Origin of the sequence: Erythrobacter sp. QSSC1-22B (assembly GCF_001678665.1) — a bacterium.
Taxonomy (GTDB): domain Bacteria; phylum Pseudomonadota; class Alphaproteobacteria; order Sphingomonadales; family Sphingomonadaceae; genus Qipengyuania.
The window spans coordinates 479,364-503,934 of sequence record NZ_LZRP01000001.1 but is presented as its reverse complement, the minus strand read 5'-3'; the positions used below and the strand labels follow the sequence as shown (position 1 = coordinate 503,934).

The window sequence follows — 24,571 nt, the reverse complement described above, 5'->3', positions numbered from 1 at the left end:
GCTCGTAGGAGGCGGGGACGCCGCGATCGCGTGATCCGGACCGGCAGCAGGGTCGCACAAGGTCGATGGCTATCGACAGCGAAGCAAATGAAGTATTCTGTTGTGCGAGTACCCGCAGGAGGCATGCAAATGAAGCAGCTGATCTACCGCTCGCAGCCGTTCGGGTTCGACAATTCGACGCTTGCCGGCATATTGATCCAGGCCCGCCGCAACAACCGGCGCGACGACATAACCGGCGCGCTGATCTGTCGGCACGACGTCTATGTCCAGCTGATCGAAGGGCCCGCCGGCGCGATCGATGCCCTCTATGCGCGTATCCTTGAGGACGACCGCCATGCCGAGGTCTGCCTGGCGCTGTCCGAAACGGTCGAGGAGCGAATGTTTCCGGAGTGGGAGATGCTCGACGACGAGCTGCCGACCCTGACCTGGTCGCCAGCCGAAATTGCAGATGGCGCTATCGAGAAGGCCAGCCCCGAAGAATTGCGCGCGGTGTTCCACCGGATTGCGGACAAGGCCAGGGCGGGTGCGTCCGGCCCGTGATTCACTTGCGGTCCCATAGGACCCCGTCCGCGAAACAAATTGACTTTCCCGCGCAACTTCCCCACATGCACACAATCGAAACGCGCGACCTCGCGTGAAGCGGCGTGCCCATAGGCCCGCCCCGGCCGCATTTCGGTTCATTCCATGAAGACTTCCCTTTTCACGCGGGCGGTTTGAAACCACCGCGACCGCGCGACGATTCCGTCTGCGCGCCGCATCTTTTGCGAGTTCAATACACACATGACACAGACTTCCGACCAGCCCGTCCAGTTCTCCGATCTGGGGCTGTCGCAGCCCGTTCTCCAGGCCCTCGACCTGCAGGGCTACACCACTCCCACCCCGATCCAGGCGCAGGCGATCCCCGCCGTGCTCGCCGGGCGCGACCTGATGGGTATCGCCCAGACCGGCACCGGCAAGACCGCCGCCTTCATGCTTCCCAGCATCGACCGGTTGCGCGCCGCCGACAACCAGACGCCGTTCAAATCCTGCCGCATGCTGATCCTCGCGCCGACGCGCGAGCTGGCCGGGCAGATCGCCCAGTCCGCCAAGGATTACGGCGCGCTTGCCGGGCTCAAGGTCCATTCCATCGTCGGCGGGACCTCGGTCAACAAGGACCGCAACAAGCTCCACCGCGGCACCGACATCCTCGTCGCCACCCCGGGCCGATTGCTCGATTTGATCGACCAGAAGGCGATCGGGCTTGGCAGCGTGGAAATCCTCATCCTCGACGAGGCCGACCAGATGCTCGACCTCGGCTTCATCCATGCGCTGCGCAAGATCAGCGAGCTGGTCCCCAAGGAACGCCAGACGCTGTTCTTCTCGGCCACCATGCCCAAGGCGATCAAGGAACTGGTCGGCAAATATTGCCGCAACCCGGTCCAGGTCTCAGTGACCCCCGAGAGCACCACCGCCGAGCGGATCGACCAGTATCTCTACATGGTCCAGCAGGAAGAGAAGCAGTCGCTGCTCGAGCTGATCCTGTCGGGTCGCCATCAGATCCCCGGCAAGATGGAACGCGTGCTGATCTTCGCGCGCACCAAGCATGGCTGTGACCGGGTGGTGAAGAAGCTGGCGCAGGTCGGCATCCACGCCAATGCGATCCACGGCAACAAGAGCCAGCCGCAGCGGGAACGCGCGCTCGACGAGTTCAAGCGCGCCAAGACCCCGGTGCTGATCGCGACCGATGTCGCCGCGCGCGGGATCGACATTCCCGGTGTCAGCCACGTGATCAATTACGAGCTGCCCAACGTGCCCGAGCAATATGTCCACCGCATCGGCCGCACCGCGCGCGCCGGAGCCGAGGGCATCGCGATCGCGATGTGCGCCGAGGACGAGCGCGCCTATCTGAAAGATATCCGCAAGCTCACCGATGCCGAATTCGAACGGCTCGACCTGCCGGAGAATTTCCGTGCGGTGGTCGAGGGCGTCGGTCCGACCAAGCGCGAGCACCAGCAGAAGCAGGGCCGCGCGCAGGTCACCCCGTCGCGCGGCGGCCAGGCCGGCAAGAAGCATCCCTCGCGCACCGGCAAGCCGCGTCGCGACGGTGATGGTGGCGGCCAGGGCCGTTCGGGCGGAAGCTCGGGTGGCGGCCAGAACCGCAACCGCAGCCGTGGCGGCCGCAGCCAGTCTGCACGCTAACGGCTAGGGCGACCCCTGCACGGGCCCATACGTTGGGCTACACGCGGGGCCACACGCGGGGTTGCCGACCCGCCGCATGAAAGCCATAGCGCGCGCTCCCCCTTCAAGGAGCGCGCGCGTGGTTTTTCAGACCTCCGACGAATACGACTACGACCTCTTCACCATCGGCGCCGGTTCGGGCGGCGTGCGCGCCAGCCGGGTCGCGGCGGCGCATGGCGCCAAGGTCGCGATCGCCGAGGAGCACCGCGTCGGCGGGACCTGCGTCATCCGCGGCTGCGTGCCCAAGAAGATGCTCGTCTACGGCGCGCATTTCGCCGAAGATCTCGAGGACTGCCAGCGGTTCGGCTGGGAAATCGAGGGCAAGCGCTTCAACTGGAAGACGCTGCGCGACAATGTGCTGGACGACGTCACCCGGATCGAAGGCGCCTATACGGATACGCTTGAAAACCACGATGTGACGATCTTCAAGGAGCGCGCCGAGATCACCGGCCCGCACGAGATCACCCTCGCCAGCGGCAAGGTGGTGACCGCGAACCATATCCTGATCGCCACGGGCGCCCGCCCGCGCATGCCCGAATGCCAGGGCGCCGAGCATGCGATCAGTTCGAACGAGGCGTTTCACCTCGACGAATTGCCCAAGAAGATCATCATCGCGGGTGGCGGCTATATCGCCAATGAGTTTGCAGGCATCTTCAACGAGTTTGGCTGCGAGGTGCACATCGTCAATCGCGGCGACCGCTTGCTGCGCAGCTATGACGAGGCGGTGCGCGACCGGCTGCTGCAGATCTCGACGATGAAGGGGATCGCGTTCCGTTTCAACACCACCTTCGAATATATCAAGCCCTGCGACGAAGGCGGTTTTTTCGTCAAGCTGTCCGACTGCGATGAAGAGAAGGCCGATCTGGTGATGTTCGCCGTCGGACGCATTCCGAACACCGAAGGCCTCGGGCTCGACAAGGCGGGTGTTGAACTGGGCGAGAGCGGCGAGGTCGTGGTTGATCGCTTCAGCAAGACCAGTGTCGACCATATCTATGCGGTCGGCGATGTTACCGACCGCGTCCAGTTGACCCCGGTCGCCATCCGCGAGGGGCAGGCTTTCGCCGACACCGTTTTCGGCGGGCACGATCCCGTCGCGGTGGACCATTCCTGCATCCCCAGCGCGGTCTTCAGCCATCCGCCGATCGCCGCGGTGGGCATGACCGAAGGCGAGGCCAAGAACAAGCTGGGCAGCGTCAAGGTCTACCTGTCCGACTTCCGCCCGATGAAGAACGTGCTGGCGGGTCGCAACGAACGCAGCCTGATAAAGATGGTCTGCGACGGCGACAGCGGCAAGATCGTCGGCATCCACATGATCGCCCCCGATGCGCCCGAGATGATGCAGGCGGCGGCGATCGCGGTGAAGGCGGGTCTGACCAAGGCCGATTTCGACGCCACCACCGCGATCCACCCGACCATGGCCGAGGAACTGGTGCTGTTGCGTTGAGTACCCGCGCACCATCGGTCGACCGATGATCACGCCGTCCCGGCGCGCGACGCATTCGCGTGGCCCGATTGCCTTGCGCGCCCGCGCATGCCTAAACGCAAGGCAACGAATCGGGATATCGGGGAAAATTGCATGAACATGCTGGCTTCGCGCGGACAATTGCGCGCGAGTTTCATCCGCTGGGCGCTGTTTACCGTACCCCTGATCGTGCTGCTCGGCTTCCTCGCGGGGCAATCGAGCGGCCCCGATACCGCCTGGTTCGCCAATTTGACCAAGCCCGGCATCTATCCGCCGCCCGCCGCTTTCGGGATCGTCTGGACGATCCTCTATGTCGTCATCGGTCTCGCGCTGGCGCTGGTCTGCGCCGCCTGGGGCGCGCGCGGGCGGACGCTGGCGCTGGCGGTGTTTGCGGTGCATTTCGCCTTCAACCTGGCCTGGACCCCGGTGTTCTTCGGGATGCAGCAGATCGCCGGGGGGCTGCTGGTGATCGGGCTGGTTGCGGTGACGCTGGTTGCGGTGATCGTGCTGTTCTGGCGGGTGCGGCGGCTCGCGGGCGCGCTGCTGCTGCCCTATCTCGCCTGGGTGCTGTTCGCCTTCGCGCTCAATTACCAGTTCCTCCAGCTCAACCCCGAGGGGGAGGGGACCGCTGGCAATGGGGAGACCCGCGACGGCGCGGTCGAACGGGTGCGGATCGGCGGCTGATTTCAGCCTCTGGACAATCCGCACCTCCGCGCCCATCTCAGCGCCATGCAAAGCCAGAACCCGCTCATCGCCGATTTCGTCAAACTGGCCAATTCGGCCGCCGGGACCTTTGCGGGGATGACCCGCGAAGCGCGCGAATCCGCTCGCGAACGCGCCAAGGAAGCCTTCGGGGGGATGGATTTCGTCACCCGCGAGGAATTCGACGCGGTCAAGGCCATGGCCAGCACGGCGCGCGAGGAGAACGAGAAACTCGCCGCGCGCATCGCCGCGCTGGAAGCCAAGGCCAAGTGAGCCTTTCCCTGCGCGGGCAGGGTAAGCGGGGAGGGTAACGCGATTTTCTCTGGGGCTCGGAACTGAATTCCTGTTGGCGCGTCGCGCTTGGCGAAAGGTCTTGCGCCATGTTCACGCAACTCGATCCCCCAATTCCTCTCCACGTCCTCGGAAAGGGCGACGGTTATGCCCTCGGCGTGATCGACTACGGGCAGGAGCATAATCTGATCTGGGTCACCGCGATCAGCAAATCCGGCGAAATCTGGTGCGCGCCCAATCCCGAAGTGCGGATGCAGGACAATTGGACGATGGGACGCGCTGCGAACCTCGCGGCGAAGGAATCGAAAGAGGCGTTGGCCTGACCCGCACGCAGCGCTAGGCGGACAGGGATGCACCTGCGCGCCCCCGCCATCCTCGTCGCCGCGCGCCCGCAGGGCGAAACCGCGGTCATCGCCCGGCTGCTGACCGTCGAGGCCGGGCTGGTTGCCGCCTATGTCGCGGGCGGACGCGGGCGCCAGCTGCGCCCGGTGGTCATACCGGGTAATCAGGTGATGGCCGACATTCGCTCCAAATCCGAAGGCCAGTTGCCGTTCGCGCGGCTCGAACTCACCGCCAGCCGCGGCCCGTGGCTGGGCGAACCGCTTCCCGCCGCGGCGATAGCCTGGACCTGTGCGCTGACCGCCACCGCGCTTCCCGAACGCCAGCCCTATCCGCAGGTCCATTCCGCGCTCGCAGGCCTGCTCGATGCGATCTGCTCGGCGCCCTCGGCGCGCGGCTGGGTCGAGGGGCTGGTGGTGTACGAGATGCTGCTGCTGCGCGAGATGGGGTACGCCGGACCGGAGAACGAAGGCGGGGCGCGTCCGGAGATAGCGGATCTTGCGGCGGGGCTGGAAATTCTGGGCCGGCTCGAGCGCCCGGTTGCCGAATACCTGATTGCCGATACCCGCGCCGACGTTATGGCGGCCCGCAGGCAGCTGTGCGAACGGCTGGCCAGAATTGACGGCCCGATCGACGATAATAGCGGAGAGCTCAAACCATGAAGATCGCGCTATTGCCCGGCGACGGGATCGGCCCAGAGGTGATCGCTGCCGCGCGGCTCGTGCTCGATGCGCTGTCGCTGCCGGGCCTCGTGCTGTTCGAAGGCGATGTCGGCATGGCGGCCTTTCGCCGCCACGGCCACCCGCTCCCCGCCGAGACGCTGGCAATGGCCCGCGCCGCCGATGCGGTGCTGTTCGGCGCGGTGGGCGACCTTGAGGGCGACTCACTGGTCCGGGAGCATCGCCCCGAGGCGGCGATACTGGGCCTTCGCGCCGAGCTCGGCCTATTCGCCAATCTGCGCCCCGCCGCGGGCTGGCCGGGTCTGGAAAACCTCTCGCCGCTGCGACCCGAGCTGGCACGCGGGATCGACCTGCTGGTGGTCCGCGAATTGAACGGCGATGTCTATTTCGGCGCCAAGGGCGAGCGCACCACAGATGCCGGCGAGCGCGAGGGCTGGGATTCGATGTCCTATTGCGAGAGCGAAGTCCGCCGCATCGCCCACATCGCCTTCGAGGCTGCGGGCAAGCGCCGCGGCCGGGTGACCAGCGTCGACAAGGCGAATGTCCTCGAGACCAGCCGCATCTGGCGCGAGACCGTGGTCGAGGTCGCGCGCGATTATCCCGACATCCGCCTCGACCATCTCTATGTCGACAACGCCGCGATGCAGATGGTGCGCGCGCCGGGCCAGTTCGATGTGATCCTGACCGGCAATCTGTTCGGCGATATCCTGTCCGACCAGGCGAGTGCGGTGGTCGGCTCGATCGGGCTGCTCCCCAGCGCCAGCCTCGGCGAGCGCACCACGCAATACGGCACCTTCGGCTTGTACGAACCGATCCACGGCAGCGCGCCCGATATTGCCGGGCAGGGCAAGGCCAACCCGCTCGCGGCGATCCTCAGCCTCGCCATGCTGCTGCGCCATTCGCTGGGCCGCGAGGCAGATGCCGGGCGGGTGGAGCGCGCGGTGGCGCAGACGCTGACCGACGGCGTGCTGGGCGCAGATCTGGGGGGCGATGCCTCGACCGAAGACATCACCGCCGCAGTTCTCCGCCATCTCGCGCACGGCGCCTGATTCCGGCGTGGCCGGGCTCGAACTCGCGATCATCCTGCCCACGCTCGACGAGCGCGACAATCTTGCGCCGCTGCTTGCGCGGATTGCCGAAGCGCTTGGCCCGACCGGCTGGGAAGTGCTGGTCGTCGACGACAATTCCGCCGACGGCACCGCCGAGGAGGCGCGGCGGCTGGCGCTCGGCGACAGCCGCATCCGGGTGCTCCAGCGAATCGGCCGCCGCGGGCTGTCCTCCGCCGCGATCGAGGGGCTTTGCGCCACCGCCGCGCCGTTTGCGGCGGTGATGGATGCCGACCACCAGCACGATCCGCGCCTGCTCGTCCCCATGCTCGCGGCGGTTCGTTCGGGTGAGGCGGATGTGGCGGTGGCGAGCCGCTTTGCTGAGGGGGCGAGCATGGCAGACTGGGGGAGGCCCGACCGCGAGCGGCTCTCGGGTTTCGCCAATAGGCTCGCGCGCAGGCTCACCGGGGTGGCACTAAGCGATCCGATGAGTGGTTATTTCCTGCTGCGGACCGAGACCGCGCGGACATTGGCGCCGCGGCTCTCGGCGATCGGCTTCAAGATATTGCTCGACCTGCTCGCCACCAGCGAGAAAACGCTGAAAATCAGCGAGTTCCCGCTCGATTTCGCCGCGCGGCGTTCGGGCGAATCCAAGCTCGACCGGGCGGTGGCCTTCGATTTTCTCGCCGGGCTCTACGACAAGAGCTTCGGGCGCCTGATCCCGACCCGCTTCGCCATGTTCGGCACCGTCGGCGCGCTGGGCGTGCTGGTGCATATGGCGGTGCTCTATCTGTTCCTGCTAACCGCGGGGACCGCGTTCCCATGGGCGCAGGCCATTGCCACTTTCGGGGCGATGACCTTCAATTTCTGGCTCAACAATTTCCTCACCTATCGCGACCGGCGGCTGACCCGGCCGGGCGCGGTGCTGCGCGGCTGGCTCAGCTTCATCGCCGCCTGTTCGGTGGGCGCCTTCGCCAATGTCGCGGTGGCGACCACGCTCTATGACCGGGGGCTGCACGAAGTGGCCGCGGCGCTGGTCGGGATCGGGATCGGCTCGGTGTGGAACTTCGCGCTGTCGAGCCGCTTCGTCTGGGGTCGGTACTGAGGTTCGCGCGGCGGTTCAGCGCCAGCCCGGCAGCCACGCCCATTGCAGGAACGCCATTTCGCCCGCCAACGGGGCGGCGCTGAGGATCGGGTAGAAATAGACGAAGAAGCCGAGGCTTCCCACCAGGGGCAAAACCGCGAGCCAGCGCCGCCCCGATTGCCACAGCGCATCGAGTGTCAGCGCCAGCGCCGCGAGCAGGAACATGCTCGGCAGCAGGTAATGGTAATAGAACTGCACCGGCTTGTCGGCGACAGCCCAGAACCCCAGCGTCAGCGCGTAGAGCCCGACCAGCGCCAGCGGCACGCCCTCGCGCTTCGCGATACCGCGCCACGCCGCCCAGCCCAGAGCGGGCAGGCCGAGCAGCATGGTCAGCGGGTTGCCGATGAGCAGGATTCCGCGTTGTACCTCGTCGATGGGTTCGTAGAGGAACCAGATGCCGCGGGCGTTGAGCAGCCATTGCAGCCATTGGCTCGAATAGGGATGGGGCTGGGTGACGCCCGATTGCATCCCCAGCATCGCGGCATGATGTTCGATCAAACCCGCTGCCCCCTCGGCGCTGCCGATCGCCCCGCGCTCGAACCAGAAACCGGGCAGATAGCTCGCGGCATAGACCAGCAGCGGCACCAGCCCGAGCCACAGCGCCGCCTCGACCAGCGTGATGCCCGGCACCGGCGCGCCGCGGCGGCTGAGCAGCAGCCGGCGCCGCCCGGCCATTGCGCGCATCGCGAGGAAGACCAGCCCCGGAACCGGCGCCAGCACCAGCGCGTTCCACTTGGCCGCCATCGCCAGCCCGATCACCACCCCCGCCAGCGCCAGCCGCCGCCGCCCGGTCTCGGGCTCGCGCATCGCGCCCGCGCCCTGCCAGAAGGCGAGCGCGAGGAAGGCGATATAGAACACGTCGAGCATCGCGATGCGCGCGTGGACGAACAGCAGGAAGCCGGTCGCCAGCAGCGCGCCATAGGTGAGCGTGGCGAAACGGCTCTGGGTCGCGTGCCACAGCGCGCGCATCGCGGCGTAGAGCGCCAGCGCCCCAAACAGGCTGGGCACCAGTCGCCAGCCCCAGGGGTTGTCGCCCAGCAGCGCGATCCCCAACGCGAGCAATTGCTTGCCCAGCAGCGGATGCTCGCGATTGGTGAACTCGCCCAGCGCCAGCAGCTCGCGCGCCGCGGGAAGATAGTGCACCTCGTCGAAATAGGGGATGCTCGGGATGGCGAGGCGGATCAGGCAGACCAGCCAGAAGACCAGTGTCAGCGCCTGGCACCAGGCGCGCGGATCGTGGTCGGGCCTGACGGAGCTATTCATCGCGGAGGGGATTAAATGCCTCGCCGTCGGCGTTCAAGTGGCGAAAGAACCACAGGTTTCGTCCTGTCTGCGGGCCGCCTTGCAGAAACAAAGTTTCGCCACGAGCCTGTCATGCTATGGTTTCATTAAATCGCCATGGCTGAGGCGGGGGGCCGAGCGATGCGAGTCGCGACCGTTAAGCACCGTCATTTTGAATGCAATGCGTGGAGTTCCAATATGAAGAAGACTGCAACAGTTCTTGGTGCCGCCGCCGCCGCTGCGATGATCGCTGCGCCGGTTGCTGCCGCCGAGCGTTATTCGGCTCCGGTCGATGGCGAAAGTGAAATGGGCCTCGGGGGCTCCGGCCTGATCATCGGCCTGCTGGCCGCTGCGGCCGTGATCGTCGGCATCATCCTCATCGCGGATGACGACGACGACGCCGTCAGCCCGTAAGATTTCGGGCCGCAAGATTTCGGTTTTGCGAAAAACGGGGGCGGAGAGGCAACTCTCCGCCCCTTTTTCGTGAGCGCGTGCTGTTGCGAGAGCCGCTTGCGGCCGGGCCACACGCTGCCTAGACAGGCGCGCGATGAAACAGACCACCGGAACCGACCGCTCGATCACCCGCAACTGGCGTCCCGCGACGCAGGCCGTGCGCGGCGGCACCTGGCGCTCGGAACATGGCGAGACCAGCGAGGCGCTTTTCCTCACCTCGGGGTACACCTACGACGATGCCGCCACCCCCGCCGCGCGCTTTGCCGGCGAGGCGCAGGGCATGACCTATTCGCGGCTCCAGAACCCCACCGTCGCCATGCTCGAGGAGCGGATCGCGCTGATGGAAGGCGCCGAGGCCTGCCGCGCGCAGGCTAGCGGGATGGCAGCGATGACCACGGCGCTGCTGTGCCAGCTCGAGACCGGCGATCATGTCGTCGCCGCGCGCGCCGCCTTTGGATCGTGCCGCTGGCTGGTCGACAACCTGCTGCCCAAGTTCGGGATCGAGACCACGGTGATCGACAGCGCGGTCGATGCAGAATGGGAGCGCGCGATCCGCCCCAACACCAAGGTGTTCTTCTTTGAGACCCCCGCCAATCCCACGCTCGACATTGTCGATCTGGAATACGTCTGCGGGCTGGCAACGGCGCATGGCATCACCAGCGTGGTCGACAACGCTTTCGCGACCAGCGCGCTGCAGCGGCCGATGGAATTCGGCGCCGATGTCGTGGCCTACAGCGCCACCAAGCTGATGGACGGACAGGGCAGGGTGCTCGCTGGCGCGGTCTGCTCCAGCGCCGAGTGGATCGAGGAAGTGCTGCTCCCGTTCCAGCGCAATACCGGCCCCAATTGCGCACCCTTCAACGCCTGGGTGGTGCTCAAGGGGCTCGAGACGCTGGGTCTGCGCGCGCATCGCCAGAGCGAGAACGCGCTCGAGCTGGGCCGCTTCATCGAGGCTCGGGGGCCGCGCATGCTTCACCCCGGCCTCTCCAGCCACCCGCGCCACGAACTCGCCGCGCGCCAGATGGATGCCTTCGGGCCGATCTTCGCCTTCGATGTCGGGATCCGCGAAAAGGCCTTCGCGCTGCTCGATGCGCTCGAACTGGTCGATATCTCGAACAATATCGGCGATGCGCGCAGCCTGATGTGCCACCCCGCCAGCACCACACATGCCGGGATGAGCGCGGATGCGCGCGAGGAAATGGGGGTCACCGAGGGCCTGCTGCGGATCAATGTCGGGCTGGAGGATATCGCCGATATCACCGAGGATATCGACCGCGCCCTGACCGCTGCAGGGTTCTAGCGCCGCCGGTTCCTAGCGCCGCCAGCCGTTGCGCAGCGCCACCCGCTCGAGCTCACGGCCAAGCGCCCGCGCGGTCGAGAGCGCGGTGGTGCAGGGCGCGTCGTCGGTCAGCGCGGCGTGCAGTTCGAGGCCGCCGCCCGAGATCATGTCGATCAGCAGTCCCTCGTCACGAGTCATGCCAGCGGCGCAGCAGGGTGCGAGCAGGATTCGCCGCCGCGAGGTCCGCGCCAGTTCCAGCACCAGCGCGCGCGCTACCACCAGCAGCTTGGGGAACCCCGGACCGGCGGCGTCCATCGCCAGCATTGTGGCGCGTGAATCATTGAGTCCGTGCCCCGCCATCCTGCGGATCAGCACGAGCCCGAGGGTTTTCTCCCGGCGGGCGGGAAGCGGCAGGTCGAGAGTGGTCGAATCATGCGAATGGGCCATGCGATCTCCTTGCGGCCATCCTATGCTAATGAAAATCATTCGCAAGCGACAATTGCTGGCCCGGGAGCGCTTCGGGCGTAATCCGGATGGGTTCGATCCATCGCGAGGCAGAGTTTGTCGCGCGCGATCGAAACCGCCTCGCCCCTTGTCGCGCGCGCCACAAACGCTACCTTGGGCAGGTGATTAAAGCGCTCTTCCCCCATGCCGCGATGTCCCACGGGATTACCGTGCGCGTCACCGCCAGCTTCCTCCCCGAACAGTCGCAGCCCGAATCCGCGCGCTGGTTCTGGATCTATCATGTGCGGATCGAGAACGGTTCGGACGAGACCGTCCAATTGCGCAGCCGCCACTGGCGGATTACCGACGGGCGCGGCGGGGTGAGCATCGTCGATGGCGAGGGCGTGGTCGGCGAACAGCCGGTGCTGGTCCCCGGTCAGGCGCATGACTATGTCTCGGGCTGCCCGCTCGACACTCCGCATGGCTCGATGGAAGGTTTCTACACCTTCGAGAGCGAGGATGGCTCGCCGCTCGAAGTGCGCATTCCGTTCTTCCCGCTCGCCGCTCCCGCGACTGCCAACTGACGCCAGCGCTAACCGGGTTGGCTGGGTAAACCCCGCGCGTGGCTCAGTCCTCCGGTTCGACCTTACCGATCTTCACCTTGGGCTCCAGCTCGAGAAAATTGGCAAGGATCTCGAGATCCTTGGTTACCGGATAATTCCCCAGCGGCGCGCGGCTGGGGTCGAGCCGCAGGATCAGCCGCTTCTTCTTGCGAATGAGCGCGCTGCTGAGCATCGAGACCCGCGAGGCCGCACCCAGCCGCCGTGCGAGCTTGAAACCCAGCCCCCAGGTCACCGCCTCGCGCAGGTCGTCGTCGCTGGCGAGGCTGCGCAGCCGGTCGGGAATGGAACTGCGGCCCATGCTGCCGATCAGGGCGCCACACAGCATCGCCCGGTCGCGCGCGTCGCAACCGATCCAGCGCTTGTCGAGCGCCCATTCGAGCGCGTGATTGTAACGCAGATTGGGTTCGACGCGGTGAAGCGCGGCGGCCAGTTGTGCGCTGGCGAGCCGCAACCGCTCGTTACCCTCGCTGCGACGTTTGCCATCGGCCAGCTCGACGCTCCATCCAGCAAGCATCGCGGCATGGGTGATCGAGGCGCCGTGCATCTCGGCGAAATCGGCGACACCGGCCAGCAGCGGATCCTTGGTCCGCTGCAACTCGTCGAGCCGTGAGAACAGCAGCCCTTCGCGCAGGCCCCACGAAGAGAAGATCAGCCCGTCGGGCTGCAGTTCGTCTAGCAGCGGGCGCAGCATGGCGGCGGCATCGGGAAGATAGCCCGCGCGCATAGCGCTGATGCCCGACATTTCGGCCAGCTTTTCGGGCGATGCGCTCATTGCCTCGGCGGCAAGCTCGTCCGCGGTTTCGATGTCGAGCACATAGCCGTGCGGATCGGTCAGCGGGAAATCGCGCTTGCGCATCGCATAGGCGGCAAAGGCGCGCCAGGTGCCGCCGACCATGTAGAGCGGGCCGGGATGTTCCGCGGCCCAGCCGGCCTCGGCGATCTCGGCGCGCACGGATTTGTCGAATTTCCTGTCCGATCCGGCGCGCAACGCCGGCAGCCGAAGCGTGCCCAGCGGCAGGCTGGTCGCGTGATGGCTCTTGCCCTCGGCTATCGAAACCAGCTCGAGGCTACCGCCCCCCAGATCGGCGACCACACCATGCGCGCCGGGGAAGGCGCCGATCGCGCCCATGGCCGAGGCTTCGGCCTCATCCGCGCCCGAGAGCAGGCGGGGTTCGAGCCCGAGATCGGCGACCTTGGCAAGAAACTCCGGGCCATTGATCGCATCGCGGGCTGCGGCGGTGGCGACTATCTGGACATCGTCGATATCGAGATCCTCGATCAGCAGCGCGAAACGCGCCAACGCGCCCAGCGCCTCCTCGGCGGCCTCATCGGGGATATTTCCGGTGGTGGACAGGTCGCGGCCCAGCCGCGCGGCGACCTTCTCGTTCCACACCACTCGCGGCGCGCGCGGGGATCCCTCGTAGATAACCAGACGCACGGTGTTGGAACCGATGTCGATCACCGCGCTCGGGGCGTGGACGATGCGCCGCTCGCGGCGGATTTTTCCATTCTTGCTCACGCTCTATCCTGATCCTTCAGTTTGAGCCGGGGTACCGCACCCGCCTCCAGTGCCGCACCGCGGCCCGAAAGCGAAGGGTTGCTCATGAAATAATGGTGGCAGTTGAAGCCGTTCGCATCCTCGGGGCCATCATCGCGCATCCGCTCGTACTGGCCGTTGGGGTACAATTCCCAGCTTTGCTCGGTGTCGAGCATATTGGCCAGCATCACCTGGCCCAGCACCTGATCGTGGACGGTCTTGTTGGTCACCGGCACCAGCACCTCGACGCGGCGATCGAGATTGCGGCTCATCGCATCGGCGGAGGTGATAAAGACCTCGGCCTGGCGGCTGGGCAGATCCTTGCCGTTGGCAAAGCACCAGATGCGGCTGTGTTCGAGGAAGCGGCCGATGATCGATTTGACCTGGATGTTCTCCGACAGGCCCGGGAGCCCGGCGCGTAGCGAACATATCCCGCGAATCACCATCCGGATTTCCACCCCCGCCTGGCTCGCCTCGTAGAGCTTGTCGATCATCGGCCGGTTGGTGAGCGAGTTGAGCTTGACCCAGATGCCAGCCGGCTTGCCCGCGCGCGCATGGGCGATTTCGCGATCGATCAGTTCGAACAGGCGTTCGCTCAGATTGAGCGGTGAGACCGCGATCTTCTCGACTCCCCTGGGTTCGACATAGCCGGTGACATAGTTGAACAGCTTGGCGGCATCGCGCCCCAGCGCCGGATCGGCGGTGAAGAAGCTCAGATCGGTGTATATCTTGGCGTTGATCGGGTGGTAGTTTCCGGTCCCGAAGTGGCAGTAGGTGCGGTAGCCATCCTCCTCGCGCCGGACCACCAGGCTGACCTTCGCGTGCGTCTTCAACTCCATGAACCCATAGATCACCTGCACGCCGGCGCGTTCCAGCTCGCTTGCCCAGCGGATGTTGCGCTCCTCGTCGAAGCGCGCCTTCAGCTCGACCACCGCGGTCACCGCCTTGCCGTTTTGCGCCGCATCGATCAGCGCCGCGATCACTGGCGACTGGTCGCCCGCGCGATAGAGCGTCTGCTTGATCGAGACGACGTTGGGATCGGTTGCCGCCTGGCGCAGGAAATCGACCACCACCTCGAAGCTCTCGTAGGGGTGGTGGATGACGATATCCTTGGCCTTGATCGCCGAGAAACAATCGCCGTCATGCTCGAGGATGCGCTCGGGGAAGCGCGGGCTGAAGGGCGGGAATTTGAGGTCGGGGCGCGGTTCGCGGCAGATCGCGCTCAGCTCGCGCAGCCCCAGCATCCCGCCCGACTTGATCACCATCGCGCTGTCGACGTTGAATTCTTCGCGCAGCAGCGCCTCGGCCTGCGCGTCGCATTCGTCGTCGAGCTCGAGCAGCACCGCGCGGCCGCGGCGGCGGCGCTGGATCGCGCTGCGGTAGTAGCGCACCAGATCCTCGGCCTCGTCCTCGACCTCGATATCGCTGTCGCGCAGCACGCGGAACATCCCGTCGCCCAGGATCTTGAACCCGGGAAAGATCTCGCGCGCATAATGCACGATCAGCTTTTCGATCGCGACATAGACCGCCTGCTCGCCCGGCACGCGGACGAACCGCGGTGCGGCGCTGGGGATCAGTACCATCTCCATCAGATCGAGCTTGGGCTTGGCGCGTTTCAGGCGGAACAGCGCGCCCATCCCCATGTTCTGGACGAAGGGGAAGGGGTGCGCCGGATCGATCGCCTGCGGGGTGATCAGCGGCATGATGTCGGTGGTGAAATAGGTTTCGAGCCAGGCCTGCTGGTCTTCGTCCAGCTCGGCGATATCGGCGATGAGGATGCCTTCCTCGCGCAGCAGCCCGCGCAACTCCTGGAGGCTGGCCTGCTGGCGCTCCTCGACCGCAATCACCTGTTCGCGGATCGCGTCGAGCTGCTGGCGCGGCGAGCGGCCGTCGATCCCGGTGGTCTCGATCCCGCGCTGCATCTGGCCTTCCAGCCCGGCGATGCGGACCATGGTGAACTCGTCCAGATTGCTCGCCGAGATCGACAGGAACCGCAGCCGCTCGAGCAGCGGATAGCGCGTGTTCTCGCTCTCCGCGAGCACCCGGCGGTTGAAGCTCAGCCAGCTCAGCTCGCGGTTGACGTAGCGCTCCGCGGGCGAATCGCAACTGGGCGCCGAGCTTGCGCCGGGCGCGATCTTTTCGGGCGCGTTCATCGCTGGTCTCGGGCTCCTCTCGTTTCGGCGGCGCTGGTAACGCTCGCCGCACCGCCGCGCCAGTATGGTAACGCAGCGGTCAAGAACCGGTTACACTAGGCGCAAGGCCGCAGGAAGGCAGAGCCGCTTGTGCTCGCTCCGCCTGTGCTGGCCTCGCCTGTGCTGCCCCCGCTTGTGCTGAACAGCGCCACTGCCTAGACGGGCCGCACCATGAAGCGCACCCATCTGCCCCTCAACGCCCTGCGCGTTTACGATGCCGCCGCGCGGCACCTCAGCTTCACCCGCGCCGCGGACGAGCTGGCGGTCACCCCCGCCGCGGTCGGCCAGCAGATCCGCGCGCTCGAGGATCACCTCGGCACCGTCCTGTTCCGCCGCACCAGCAAGGGGCTCGAGCTGACCGAGGAAGGCGGCGCGGGGCTCGATGCCTTGCGCGAGGGCTTCCTCAAGTTCGAGGAGAGCGTCCAGGCGATGCAGGCCGGGCAGGCGAGCGACCGCTACACCATCGCCGCGCCGCGCGAGTTCTACGCGCAATGGCTCGCCCCGCGGCTGGCCGCCTTCGCGAGCGAATACCCCGATGTCCGCTTTTCCTTCGTCGCCGACGAGCTGGCCGATTTCACCGAGGCGAACCTCGATTGCGCGGTGCGGCTGGTCGATGGCCCGGGCGAGCTGGAGGGGGTCGAGCTGGCCCCCGCCGCGCGCGTCACGGTTGCCAAGCCCGCCGAAGGGAAGGGGAAGGCGAAGGGCAAGCCGCCCGAGCGCTGGATCGACTGGGGCGCAGGGCTGCCCGAGGGTGCCGAGCCGCATGTCGCGGTCTCCAACGCCGGGCAGGCGCTGTCGAGCGCGCTCGCCGGGCTGGGCCGCGCGGTGCTCCCCGAACTGCTGGTTAAGGACGCGATCGCCGATGGCCGGCTCGAAGTGCTCGAAGGCCCCGAGCCCGGCCGCCGCGCCTACTGGCTGGTCGCCCCGCTCCCGCAATGGCGCACCCGCAAGGTGAAGAACCTGGTGGATTTCCTCAAGGCGGAGTGAGCGCTTGGCGGATACCGGACCCGAGACGCTCTACCTCCTCTGGCACGACCCCGCCGCGCAGGTGCCCGCGGGTTTCACACTCCACGGCGACGCGCATCCGCTGGCCGAGGGGCTGTGGCTGGTCCGCTCGGCTCTGACCCGCTCGAAGCTCTACCACCGCATCAAATGGCAATTGCCCGAAGGCACCGCGCTGCTCTGCGCGCCGCTTGAGGACGAGCCCGAGGGCTGGCCCAAGTTCAAGGGGCTGAGCAGCGGCGCGGGGAAGTGGCTGAAGGCGGAAGTTTAGGGAAGTTTAGGCCAAGGTGCGGTGTGGGCGGCGGGTTCACGCTTCATTGAACGGGCTCTTTGGTCTAGCGCAGGAACGACGCCGATGGCGTTGCACGGCAACACGCAGCGTCTATATTGGACCCACCAAGGATTACATCGTCTCGAGAATATCGGCGACCAATGCGTTCATAACTGAACCATTCTTGAAATATCCTAAGAGATAATTTCGGGCGTCTTTGCCTAGCGCCAGCGAACCAACGGCAGATGACCAAGCTAGCCAATCAGATCGACCTTCGCGAAGGAACCCCTCTCGAAATTCCGGCAGTCCGAAACGATTGTCCTGAATCTCCAAAATCTTCGCTCTGGTAATATCGGTGGCATTGGCATGGTCATAAAGCAAAGAAGTGATATCTTTAGCTTTCGAAGTATCGAGTAGATATCTGTCTAACATCATTCCGAACCAAAAAAGCTGATATTCTCCGACGAAGCTATCTGAAACGAGAAGGTCCCTTACGACATCTGCGACATGTTCTTTGTCGTCAGCCTCACCGCAAAGCAAATAGAAATTCTTAGCGAGGTGTGGAAATCTCTCCGCAAAGAGATTTAAGTGACCCTTAATCCGATTAACGTGGTCTTTCATAACGATAAGGACTAATTCGGCGTCCTCCTCAGTCACGTGGTCGCTAGCAAGGAGGCTTGTAGCAAATTCGATTTCCTGCTCAGTGAGGGGAGGTAAATCCTCGCCTTGTTCAGATGTTTCGTCCTCTGGTTCATCGATCTCATCATAGTGAGAAATGATAACTTCTCGGCGCCGCTGAAGTAGCTTTTTCTTAAGCTCGTTAATGTCCTCATCTGCTGAATCGAACTCGTCCGGTTTGCCGCTAGATGTTTTGGCCGAGTTTATGGACAAGCCCTTTTGACCTAAAAGCCTCTGTATTAAATCGAAGTCTCGATTTAATATCGCCTGAGATTCATCTACAAGGCAAATATCATCCATAAACCGATAAATATGTTCGGATTTCAGCAAGCAGTTTTCCTCAATAAATCGAAGAAAGTCGTTTCCGATCATTTTCGCAGGATACAAGCCTTGGGGCAATCAATCTAAAGATCTCCCCGCATTAATCTCCCTTAGATACTTACCAAAGTTTATAGAGTCTTGAGGGTCATTCAGGCCAAGAGCTGAGAACCACGCGTTCAGGTCGTGATGGTATAAATTGTTGAAGTAGGAGGCAATATCGAAGCTTAAATACTTTCTATTCTCTTCAAATATTCCCTCAACCCAAACGGTTTCTTTGAACTTGCGATAGCTTGACGAAGAGTGCTGGGGCTTGCCTCCTTCAAATCTGTAGCCAAAGTGCTTTTTCTTTTCTGAATGCGGTTTGCGGAACCTACTTCTATTACGAAATACAATGTCGTATAAGTAGTATTCTGCCACTGGATCGAGCTTAGCCGTCCTTCGGAGATGATACCTGTCTTTGTTCGCATGGACAGTTCTTTGAGGAAGGAAATGCCTATTTTCGGATATCATTTCGTTAATGAATTCAGATATTTTTTTCGAACCGTTCTCAATTAGGATTTTATTTGTATCTAGAGGGAACAGGGTTCTAGGGTGGTCGTCGAGATAGAACTGCTTAAGTGTATAAGCGGGGGCGCTCACCGGCGCGATGGCCTTTTTGGTAGCGGGTTTCTTCTTCGTTGCAGCTCTTACCATGTTGCCCCTCATGTTCTTTAATCTAAGACATTCCGCCGGACTTAAGGGTCCGTCAACCCTCTCGCTAGATGACGCACGCCCAACCCACACCTTGACCCCCACCCCGAATCCCCCTAAGCGCGCCCCATCCACGACAGGCCCCGCGTCCGCGCGAAACCTGTGGTGGTCAGATAGAGCTGAACATTGCCGGTTCGTCCCGGGGCCTTGTCGCTAGCAAGCGCGAGGCTCTTTTCTATTGCGGCGGTCGCCTCCTTGCGGGGGTGGGTCGCCCGGGGCAGCCGGTAAAGTAACCCGGTGGCTTTTGCGGGCCGCGGGTGGAGTGTTTCAGGTCCAGTCGTCGTTCCGGCCCCGCGCCGGAATTCGCGTTCCGCGCGCCTCGAGCTTGCGGAACCATATTCCGGCTTTCGCCGGGATGACGGACTGGCCGATAACCCTTCATCCCTGTCCCGCCCAATCCATCAGTCCTGACTGGCATGGACCGAGCCCCTTCAGCGAAAGTGGGCACCGGTTTCGCGCCCGGAAGGGGCGTCCCCGGTCATGCACTACCGCATGACCGGAAAACGAAGGTGAAGTGAGAAATCATGCCGACGATCAACCAGCTGGTCCGCAAGGGCCGCGTTCCGCAGAAGGCCAAGTCCAAGGTCCCTGCGATGGAGCAGAACCCGCAGAAGCGCGGCGTTTGCACCCGTGTTTATACCACGACCCCGAAGAAGCCGAACTCGGCATTGCGCAAGGTGGCCAAGGTTCGCCTGACCAACCAGCGCGAGGTCATCTCCTACATCCCCGGCGAGGGCCACAACCTCCAGGAGCACAGCGTCGTGCTGATCCGCGGCGGTCGTGTCCGCGATCTTCCCGGCGTGCGCTACCACGTGCTGCGCGGCGTGCTCGATACGCAGGGCGTCAAGGATCGCCGCAAGTCGCGTTCCAAGTACGGGGCCAAGCGGCCGAAGTAAGGAACGTGCCGCGAGCGCGAGCTTTGCGGTGAGGTTTTAGTTTTTTGTGGGTGTGTTGGTTTTTGTTGCGTGCGGTCGGGACATCCGTCCCTCCCTATGCGGCACCGGCCCTCTCCCCCGCCCAGCCACCCGATTATAACCCGATACGGTATCGGGTGGCTGGGCGGGGGAGAGGGCCGGACCCGAGGCCCAAACTCCAAGGGAGTTTAGAAATATGTCACGTCGTCGTCGTCCCGAAAAGCGGGTCATCCTGCCCGATCCCAAGTTCGGGGATCAGACCCTGTCGAAGTTCATGAACAACCTCATGCTCGACGGCAAGAAAGCGGTCGCGGAAGGGATCGTCTACACCGCGCTCGCCTCCGTCGAGGAAAAGGCCAAGGCCAACCCGATCGAGCTGTTCCACACCGCGCTCGAGAACGTGAAGCCGCAGGTCGAGGTGCGTTCGCGCCGCGTCGGCGGTGCCACCTATCAGGTGCCGGTCGAGGTGCGCCCCGAGCGCGCCCAGGCGCTCGCGATGCGCTGGGTCATCTCGGCGGCCCGCGGCCGTCCCGAGACCACCATGTCGGCGCGCCTTTCCGGCGAGCTGATGGATGCCGCCAACAACCGCGGCAACGCGGTCAAGAAGCGCGAAGACGCCCACCGCATGGCGGACGCCAACCGCGCCTTCTCGCACTACCGCTGGTAATGCGGGCCTGAAGACCGGACCCCGCGTTCCGTTCGTGCCGAGCCTGTCGCAAGACGAGCCGAGACGAACGGGCGCGGGGCGGTCTTCATAAGGTCACACGAAGCACCATATGGGGGGCGACCCGATCCGGGCCCCCGACACGAACCGAGGAATTAGACATGGCCCGCGAGTATCCGCTCGAGCGTTACCGCAACATCGGCATCATGGCGCACATCGATGCCGGCAAGACCACCACGACCGAACGCATCCTGTATTACACCGGCAAGTCCTACAAGATCGGCGAAGTCCACGACGGCGCCGCGACCATGGACTGGATGGAGCAGGAGCAGGAACGCGGGATCACCATCACCTCGGCGGCGACGACCACCTTCTGGGCGGCCGAAGACGGCAAGGGCCCCAAGCACCGCATCAACATCATCGACACCCCCGGACACGTCGACTTCACCATCGAGGTCGAGCGTAGCCTGCGCGTGCTCGACGGCGCGGTTGCAGTGTTCGACGGCGTCGCGGGCGTGGAGCCGCAGTCCGAGACCGTCTGGCGCCAGGCCGACAAGTACGGCGTCCCCCGGATGTGCTTCATCAACAAGCTCGACCGCACCGGCGCCGATTTCTACTATTGCGTCCAGTCGATCATCGACCGCCTCGGTGCGGTGCCGCTGGTGCTGTACCTGCCGATCGGCATGGAAGGCGGCCTCAAGGGCGTCGTCGATCTGGTCAACAACCGCGGCATCGTCTGGGAAGACGAGAGCCTCGGTGCCGAGTTCAACTACGTCGATATCCCCGAAGATCTGGTCGAGAAGGCTGCGGAATACCGCGAGCGGCTGATCGAGCTGGTCGTCGACCAGGACGATGCGGTGATGGAAGCCTATCTCGAAGGCGAAATGCCCGATGTCGCCACCATCAAGAAGCTGATCCGCAAGGGCACGCTGGCGCGCGCCTTCGTTCCCGTCGTGTGCGGCTCGGCGTTCAAGAACAAGGGCGTCCAGCCCCTGCTCGACGCGGTGGTCGACTACATGCCGTCGCCGACCGACGTTCCCGCGATCGAGGGGATCATCCCCAACAGCGAAGAGACCGCGAGCCGCGCCTCGTCGGACGACGCGCCGTTCAGCGCATTGGCGTTCAAGATCATGAACGATCCCTTCGTCGGCTCGCTCACCTTCACCCGCATCTATTCGGGCAAGCTGGTCAAGGGCCAGGTGCTCAACTCGGTGAAGGAGAAGAAGGAAAAGATCGGCCGCATGCTGCTGATGCACTCGAACAACCGCGAGGACATCGATGAGGCGTTCGCTGGCGACATCGTCGCCATTGCCGGGATGAAGGACACCACGACCGGCGACACGCTGTGCGACACGGCGCATCCGATCATCCTCGAGCGGATGGAATTCCCCGAGCCGGTCATCGAACTGTCGGTGGAACCCAAGACCAAGGCCGACCAGGAAAAGATGGGCGTCGCGCTCAATCGCCTGGCTGCCGAGGATCCCTCGTTCCGCGTCTCGACCGACCACGAATCGGGCCAGACGATCATCAAGGGCATGGGCGAGCTTCACCTCGACATCCTGGTCGATCGCATGAAGCGCGAATTCAAGGTCGAAGCCAATGTCGGCGCGCCGCAGGTTGCGTACCGGGAATCGCTCGGCCGCACGATCGACGTCGATTACACCCACAAGAAGCAATCCGGCGGTACCGGGCAGTTCGCCCGTGCCAAGGCAACCTTCACACCGGGTGAGCGCGGTCAGGGCATTGTGTTCGAGGACAGCATCAAGGGCGGTAACATTCCCAAGGAATATATCCCGTCGCTTGAAAAGGGGATCCGCGAGCAAGCTGCGAGCGGCTATCTGATCGGCTTCCCGATCATCGATTTCACCGTCCATCTGACCGACGGCGCCTATCACGATGTCGACTCCTCGACCGTGGCGTTCGAGATCTGCGGGAAGGGTGCAATGCGTGAAGCGGCGGAACGTGGCGGTATCAAGCTGCTCGAGCCGGTGATGAAGGTTGAAGTCATTACCCCGGACGATTATCTTGGCGATGTTATTGGCGATCTTAATTCGCGCCGTGGCCAGATCCAGGGCACCGACACGCGCGGCAATGCCCAGGCAGTCGAAGCCATGGTGCCTCTCGCCAACATGTTCGGTTACGTGAACGAGCTGCGTTCGTTCAGCCAGGGCCGTGCAAATTACTCGATGCAGTTCTCTCATTATGAAGAAGTGCCCGCGAGCGTTGCACAGGACGTCAAGGAGAAGCTTGCCTAACCGCAAGCGAGCGTTTAGGGGCGGCGCCTGTTTCGGCGGGTGCCGCATTTCCCCGCACAGATTCAATTTTTGAACAGAGGTTAGAGTAAAATGGCGAAGGAAAAATTCCAGCGGAACAAGCCGCATTGCAACATCGGCACCATCGGTCACGTCGATCACGGCAAGACCACGCTGACTGCGGCGATCACCAAGGTGATGGCGGAAACATTCGGCGGCGCTGCCGTCGATTTCGCCAACATCGACAAGGCTCCCGAAGAGCGCGAGCGCGGCATCACGATTTCGACCGCACACGTCGAATATGAAACCGCCGCGCGCCACTATGCGCACGTCGATTGCCCGGGCCACGCCGACTATGTGAAGAACATGATCACCGGTGCGGCGCAGATGGACGGCGCGATCCTGGTTGTGAACGCCGCCGACGGCCCCATGCCCCAGACCCGCGAGCACATCCTGCTCGCCCGTCAGGTCGGCGTGCCGCAGCTGGTGGTTTATCTCAACAAGGTCGACCAGGTCGACGACGAGGAACTGCTCGAGCTCGTCGAACTGGAAGTTCGCGAACTGCTTTCGGCCTATGATTTCGACGGCGACAACATTCCGATCATCAAGGGTTCGGCTCTGGCCGCTCTGGAAGGTCGCGATGAGGAAATCGGCGAGAAGTCGATCAAGGCCCTGATGGAAGCGGTCGATTCCTACATCCCGCAGCCCGATCGCCCGATCGACAAGCCCTTCCTGATGCCGATCGAGGACGTGTTCTCGATCTCGGGTCGCGGCACGGTCGTCACCGGCCGTATCGAGACCGGTATCGTCAACGTGGGCGACGAATGCGAAATCGTCGGCATCAAGGACACGACCAAGACCGTTGTCACCGGTGTCGAAATGTTCCGCAAGCTGCTCGATCGCGGCGAAGCCGGCGACAACGTCGGTGCCCTGATCCGCGGTATCGCGCGTGAAGACGTCGAGCGTGGCCAGGTTCTGGCCAAGCCCGGTTCGGTCAACCCGCACACCGAGTTCAGCGCCGAGGTCTACGTGCTGTCGAAGGACGAGGGTGGCCGTCACACGCCGTTCTTTGCCAACTACCGTCCGCAGTTCTACTTCCGCACCACCGACGTCACCGGCGAGGTTATCCTCCCCGAGGGCACCGAGATGGTGATGCCTGGTGATAACGTGACGATCGGCGTCAAGCTGATTGCTCCGATCGCTATGGACGAAGGTCTGCGTTTCGCCATCCGTGAAGGTGGCCGGACCGTCGGTTCTGGGGTTGTCAGCGACATTACGAAGTAATATAGAGCGCGCGTCGCGACGGGAGATTCGTCTCCCCCGGCGCGCGCTCTAAAGTTTGAGGAGGGCCGCCCCTCACCGGTTTATCGGTTGGGTGGGGCGGTTCTCTTTTTTTGGAAGCTTCCGGGCTTCCTTGGCTCTTTCGCATCGGTATAGGTAATGGAAGCACAGAATATCCGCATTCGCCTCAAGGCGTTCGACCACCGCGTTCTCGACCAGGCTACTGGCGAAATCGCCGAAACCGCGCGTCGCACGGGTGCTCTTATTCGTGGCCCCATTCCCATGCCGACGCGTATCGAGAAGTTCACCGTGAACCGCGGCCCGCACATCGACAAGAAGTCGCGCGAGCAGTTCGAGGTGCGCACTTACAAGCGACTGCTGGACATTGTGCAGCCGAACGCCCAGACGGTCGACGCGCTGATGAAGCTCGACCTTGCTGCCGGCGTTAACGTCGAAATCAAGCTCGCCTGAGCGAGCTTCTGAGGGGCCCCGGATCTACCCGGCGCCCGGTCCTCCCGGTGGGACCTTAAACGACCGGGGAATTTCAAGCCCGCCCCATCGGCGGCACGAGTTTTCCGCTAGCGTGGAAATATCGTTCGAAGAGCGAAGTTGCTCTTTGAGGTAAGGGATACCGCCGGATTTATCTGGGTCTGCGTCCCCCGTCTCGCTCCCACGGCCATCCGGCCCGACGGGGCACTCGGCCCGGACGGGGCTCGCATCGCATTAATGGGCTGAATTGGACCGCCGG

The 24,571-nt window shown here is 64.1% G+C and carries 25 protein-coding genes; 19 read left to right on the top strand and 6 right to left on the bottom strand.

Features of this window, described 5'->3' with window-relative positions:
• Positions 1 to 129 precede the first annotated feature (129 nt).
• From A9995_RS02375 to A9995_RS02335, 9 genes are all read left to right on the top strand, one after another.
• Positions 130 to 540: a BLUF domain-containing protein gene (locus A9995_RS02375; protein WP_199797193.1), complete on the top strand. Its 411-nt coding sequence runs from the start codon at positions 130 to 132 to the stop codon at positions 538 to 540.
• Between the two features lie 240 nt (positions 541 to 780).
• Positions 781 to 2,178, top strand: coding sequence for a DEAD/DEAH box helicase (locus A9995_RS02370; RefSeq protein ID WP_067608602.1), 1,398 nt, complete (start codon positions 781 to 783; stop codon positions 2,176 to 2,178).
• Positions 2,179 to 2,296: 118 nt separating this feature from the next.
• Positions 2,297 to 3,661 (top strand): glutathione-disulfide reductase, encoded by a 1,365-nt coding sequence (gene gorA / locus A9995_RS02365; RefSeq protein WP_067608599.1) that lies wholly within the window; start codon positions 2,297 to 2,299, stop codon positions 3,659 to 3,661.
• Positions 3,662 to 3,793: 132 nt separating this feature from the next.
• Entirely contained in the window at positions 3,794 to 4,363 is a 570-nt protein-coding gene (locus A9995_RS02360; RefSeq protein ID WP_067608596.1) for a TspO/MBR family protein, read from the top strand.
• A 45-nt stretch (positions 4,364 to 4,408) separates the two neighbouring features.
• Positions 4,409 to 4,654 (top strand): accessory factor UbiK family protein, encoded by a 246-nt coding sequence (locus A9995_RS02355; RefSeq protein ID WP_067608593.1) that lies wholly within the window; start codon positions 4,409 to 4,411, stop codon positions 4,652 to 4,654.
• A 107-nt stretch (positions 4,655 to 4,761) separates the two neighbouring features.
• The gene (locus A9995_RS02350) at positions 4,762 to 4,995 is read left to right on the top strand and encodes a hypothetical protein (protein WP_067608590.1); all 234 of its coding nucleotides are present in this window, start codon (positions 4,762 to 4,764) and stop codon (positions 4,993 to 4,995) included.
• Between the two features lie 27 nt (positions 4,996 to 5,022).
• Positions 5,023 to 5,673 (top strand): DNA repair protein RecO, encoded by a 651-nt coding sequence (locus A9995_RS02345; RefSeq protein WP_067608587.1) that lies wholly within the window; start codon positions 5,023 to 5,025, stop codon positions 5,671 to 5,673.
• On the top strand, positions 5,670 to 6,740 hold the full coding sequence (leuB, locus tag A9995_RS02340; protein ID WP_067608584.1) for a 3-isopropylmalate dehydrogenase: 1,071 nt from the start codon (positions 5,670 to 5,672) through the stop codon (positions 6,738 to 6,740). The genes A9995_RS02345 and leuB overlap by 4 nt, the downstream gene beginning before the upstream one ends.
• Positions 6,682 to 7,842, top strand: a complete 1,161-nt coding sequence (locus tag A9995_RS02335; protein ID WP_082992414.1) for a glycosyltransferase family 2 protein — start codon at positions 6,682 to 6,684, stop codon at positions 7,840 to 7,842. The genes leuB and A9995_RS02335 overlap by 59 nt, the downstream gene beginning before the upstream one ends.
• Before the next feature lie 15 nt (positions 7,843 to 7,857).
• Here A9995_RS02335 and A9995_RS02330 read toward each other — a convergent pair whose 3' ends face one another.
• The gene (locus A9995_RS02330) at positions 7,858 to 9,144 is read right to left on the bottom strand and encodes a phospholipid carrier-dependent glycosyltransferase (RefSeq protein ID WP_067608578.1); all 1,287 of its coding nucleotides are present in this window, start codon (positions 9,142 to 9,144) and stop codon (positions 7,858 to 7,860) included.
• A 216-nt stretch (positions 9,145 to 9,360) separates the two neighbouring features.
• Here A9995_RS02330 and A9995_RS02325 point away from each other — a divergent pair, with 216 nt between their 5' ends.
• Both A9995_RS02325 and A9995_RS02320 read left to right on the top strand, forming a co-directional pair.
• Positions 9,361 to 9,576: a hypothetical protein gene (locus A9995_RS02325; RefSeq protein ID WP_067608575.1), complete on the top strand. Its 216-nt coding sequence runs from the start codon at positions 9,361 to 9,363 to the stop codon at positions 9,574 to 9,576.
• A 133-nt stretch (positions 9,577 to 9,709) separates the two neighbouring features.
• Positions 9,710 to 10,915 (top strand): PLP-dependent aspartate aminotransferase family protein, encoded by a 1,206-nt coding sequence (locus A9995_RS02320; RefSeq protein WP_067608572.1) that lies wholly within the window; start codon positions 9,710 to 9,712, stop codon positions 10,913 to 10,915.
• Positions 10,916 to 10,927: 12 nt separating this feature from the next.
• Here A9995_RS02320 and A9995_RS02315 read toward each other — a convergent pair whose 3' ends face one another.
• Complete coding sequence (locus A9995_RS02315) at positions 10,928 to 11,341, bottom strand: DUF6628 family protein (RefSeq protein ID WP_067608569.1); 414 nt, start codon at positions 11,339 to 11,341, stop codon at positions 10,928 to 10,930.
• Positions 11,342 to 11,523: 182 nt separating this feature from the next.
• Here A9995_RS02315 and apaG point away from each other — a divergent pair, with 182 nt between their 5' ends.
• Complete coding sequence (gene apaG, locus A9995_RS02310) at positions 11,524 to 11,922, top strand: Co2+/Mg2+ efflux protein ApaG (RefSeq protein WP_067609471.1); 399 nt, start codon at positions 11,524 to 11,526, stop codon at positions 11,920 to 11,922.
• Between the two features lie 43 nt (positions 11,923 to 11,965).
• On the opposite strand, the gene A9995_RS02305 is transcribed toward apaG, so the two are convergent.
• Both A9995_RS02305 and A9995_RS02300 read right to left on the bottom strand, forming a co-directional pair.
• Positions 11,966 to 13,480 (bottom strand): Ppx/GppA family phosphatase, encoded by a 1,515-nt coding sequence (locus tag A9995_RS02305; protein ID WP_082992413.1) that lies wholly within the window; start codon positions 13,478 to 13,480, stop codon positions 11,966 to 11,968.
• On the bottom strand, positions 13,477 to 15,651 hold the full coding sequence (locus A9995_RS02300) for an RNA degradosome polyphosphate kinase (RefSeq protein ID WP_067608566.1): 2,175 nt from the start codon (positions 15,649 to 15,651) through the stop codon (positions 13,477 to 13,479). The genes A9995_RS02305 and A9995_RS02300 overlap by 4 nt, the downstream gene beginning before the upstream one ends.
• A gap of 210 nt (positions 15,652 to 15,861) precedes the next feature.
• On the opposite strand from A9995_RS02300, the gene A9995_RS02295 reads away from it, so the two are divergent.
• A complete protein-coding gene (locus A9995_RS02295) occupies positions 15,862 to 16,677 on the top strand; it encodes a LysR substrate-binding domain-containing protein (protein WP_067608562.1) in 816 nt (271 codons plus the stop codon).
• Between the two features lie 4 nt (positions 16,678 to 16,681).
• Complete coding sequence (locus A9995_RS02290; RefSeq protein ID WP_067608558.1) at positions 16,682 to 16,963, top strand: hypothetical protein; 282 nt, start codon at positions 16,682 to 16,684, stop codon at positions 16,961 to 16,963.
• Between the two features lie 132 nt (positions 16,964 to 17,095).
• Here the strand turns inward: A9995_RS02290 and A9995_RS17180 are convergent, their stop codons facing one another.
• Entirely contained in the window at positions 17,096 to 17,971 is an 876-nt protein-coding gene (locus A9995_RS17180; protein ID WP_199797192.1) for a hypothetical protein, read from the bottom strand.
• Between the two features lie 69 nt (positions 17,972 to 18,040).
• Complete coding sequence (locus tag A9995_RS17175) at positions 18,041 to 18,757, bottom strand: hypothetical protein (RefSeq protein ID WP_199797191.1); 717 nt, start codon at positions 18,755 to 18,757, stop codon at positions 18,041 to 18,043.
• A gap of 479 nt (positions 18,758 to 19,236) precedes the next feature.
• Here A9995_RS17175 and rpsL point away from each other — a divergent pair, with 479 nt between their 5' ends.
• From rpsL to rpsJ, 5 genes are all read left to right on the top strand, one after another.
• The gene (gene rpsL / locus A9995_RS02280) at positions 19,237 to 19,608 is read left to right on the top strand and encodes a 30S ribosomal protein S12 (protein ID WP_054118152.1); all 372 of its coding nucleotides are present in this window, start codon (positions 19,237 to 19,239) and stop codon (positions 19,606 to 19,608) included.
• 214 nt (positions 19,609 to 19,822) lie between these two features.
• Positions 19,823 to 20,293: a 30S ribosomal protein S7 gene (gene rpsG / locus A9995_RS02275; RefSeq protein ID WP_067608556.1), complete on the top strand. Its 471-nt coding sequence runs from the start codon at positions 19,823 to 19,825 to the stop codon at positions 20,291 to 20,293.
• A gap of 158 nt (positions 20,294 to 20,451) precedes the next feature.
• A complete protein-coding gene (fusA, locus tag A9995_RS02270) occupies positions 20,452 to 22,545 on the top strand; it encodes an elongation factor G (RefSeq protein WP_067608553.1) in 2,094 nt (697 codons plus the stop codon).
• Positions 22,546 to 22,635: 90 nt separating this feature from the next.
• Entirely contained in the window at positions 22,636 to 23,826 is a 1,191-nt protein-coding gene (gene tuf / locus A9995_RS02265; RefSeq protein WP_067608550.1) for an elongation factor Tu, read from the top strand.
• A gap of 156 nt (positions 23,827 to 23,982) precedes the next feature.
• On the top strand, positions 23,983 to 24,294 hold the full coding sequence (gene rpsJ, locus A9995_RS02260) for a 30S ribosomal protein S10 (protein WP_061924928.1): 312 nt from the start codon (positions 23,983 to 23,985) through the stop codon (positions 24,292 to 24,294).
• The last annotated feature ends 277 nt before the right edge of the window (positions 24,295 to 24,571 follow it).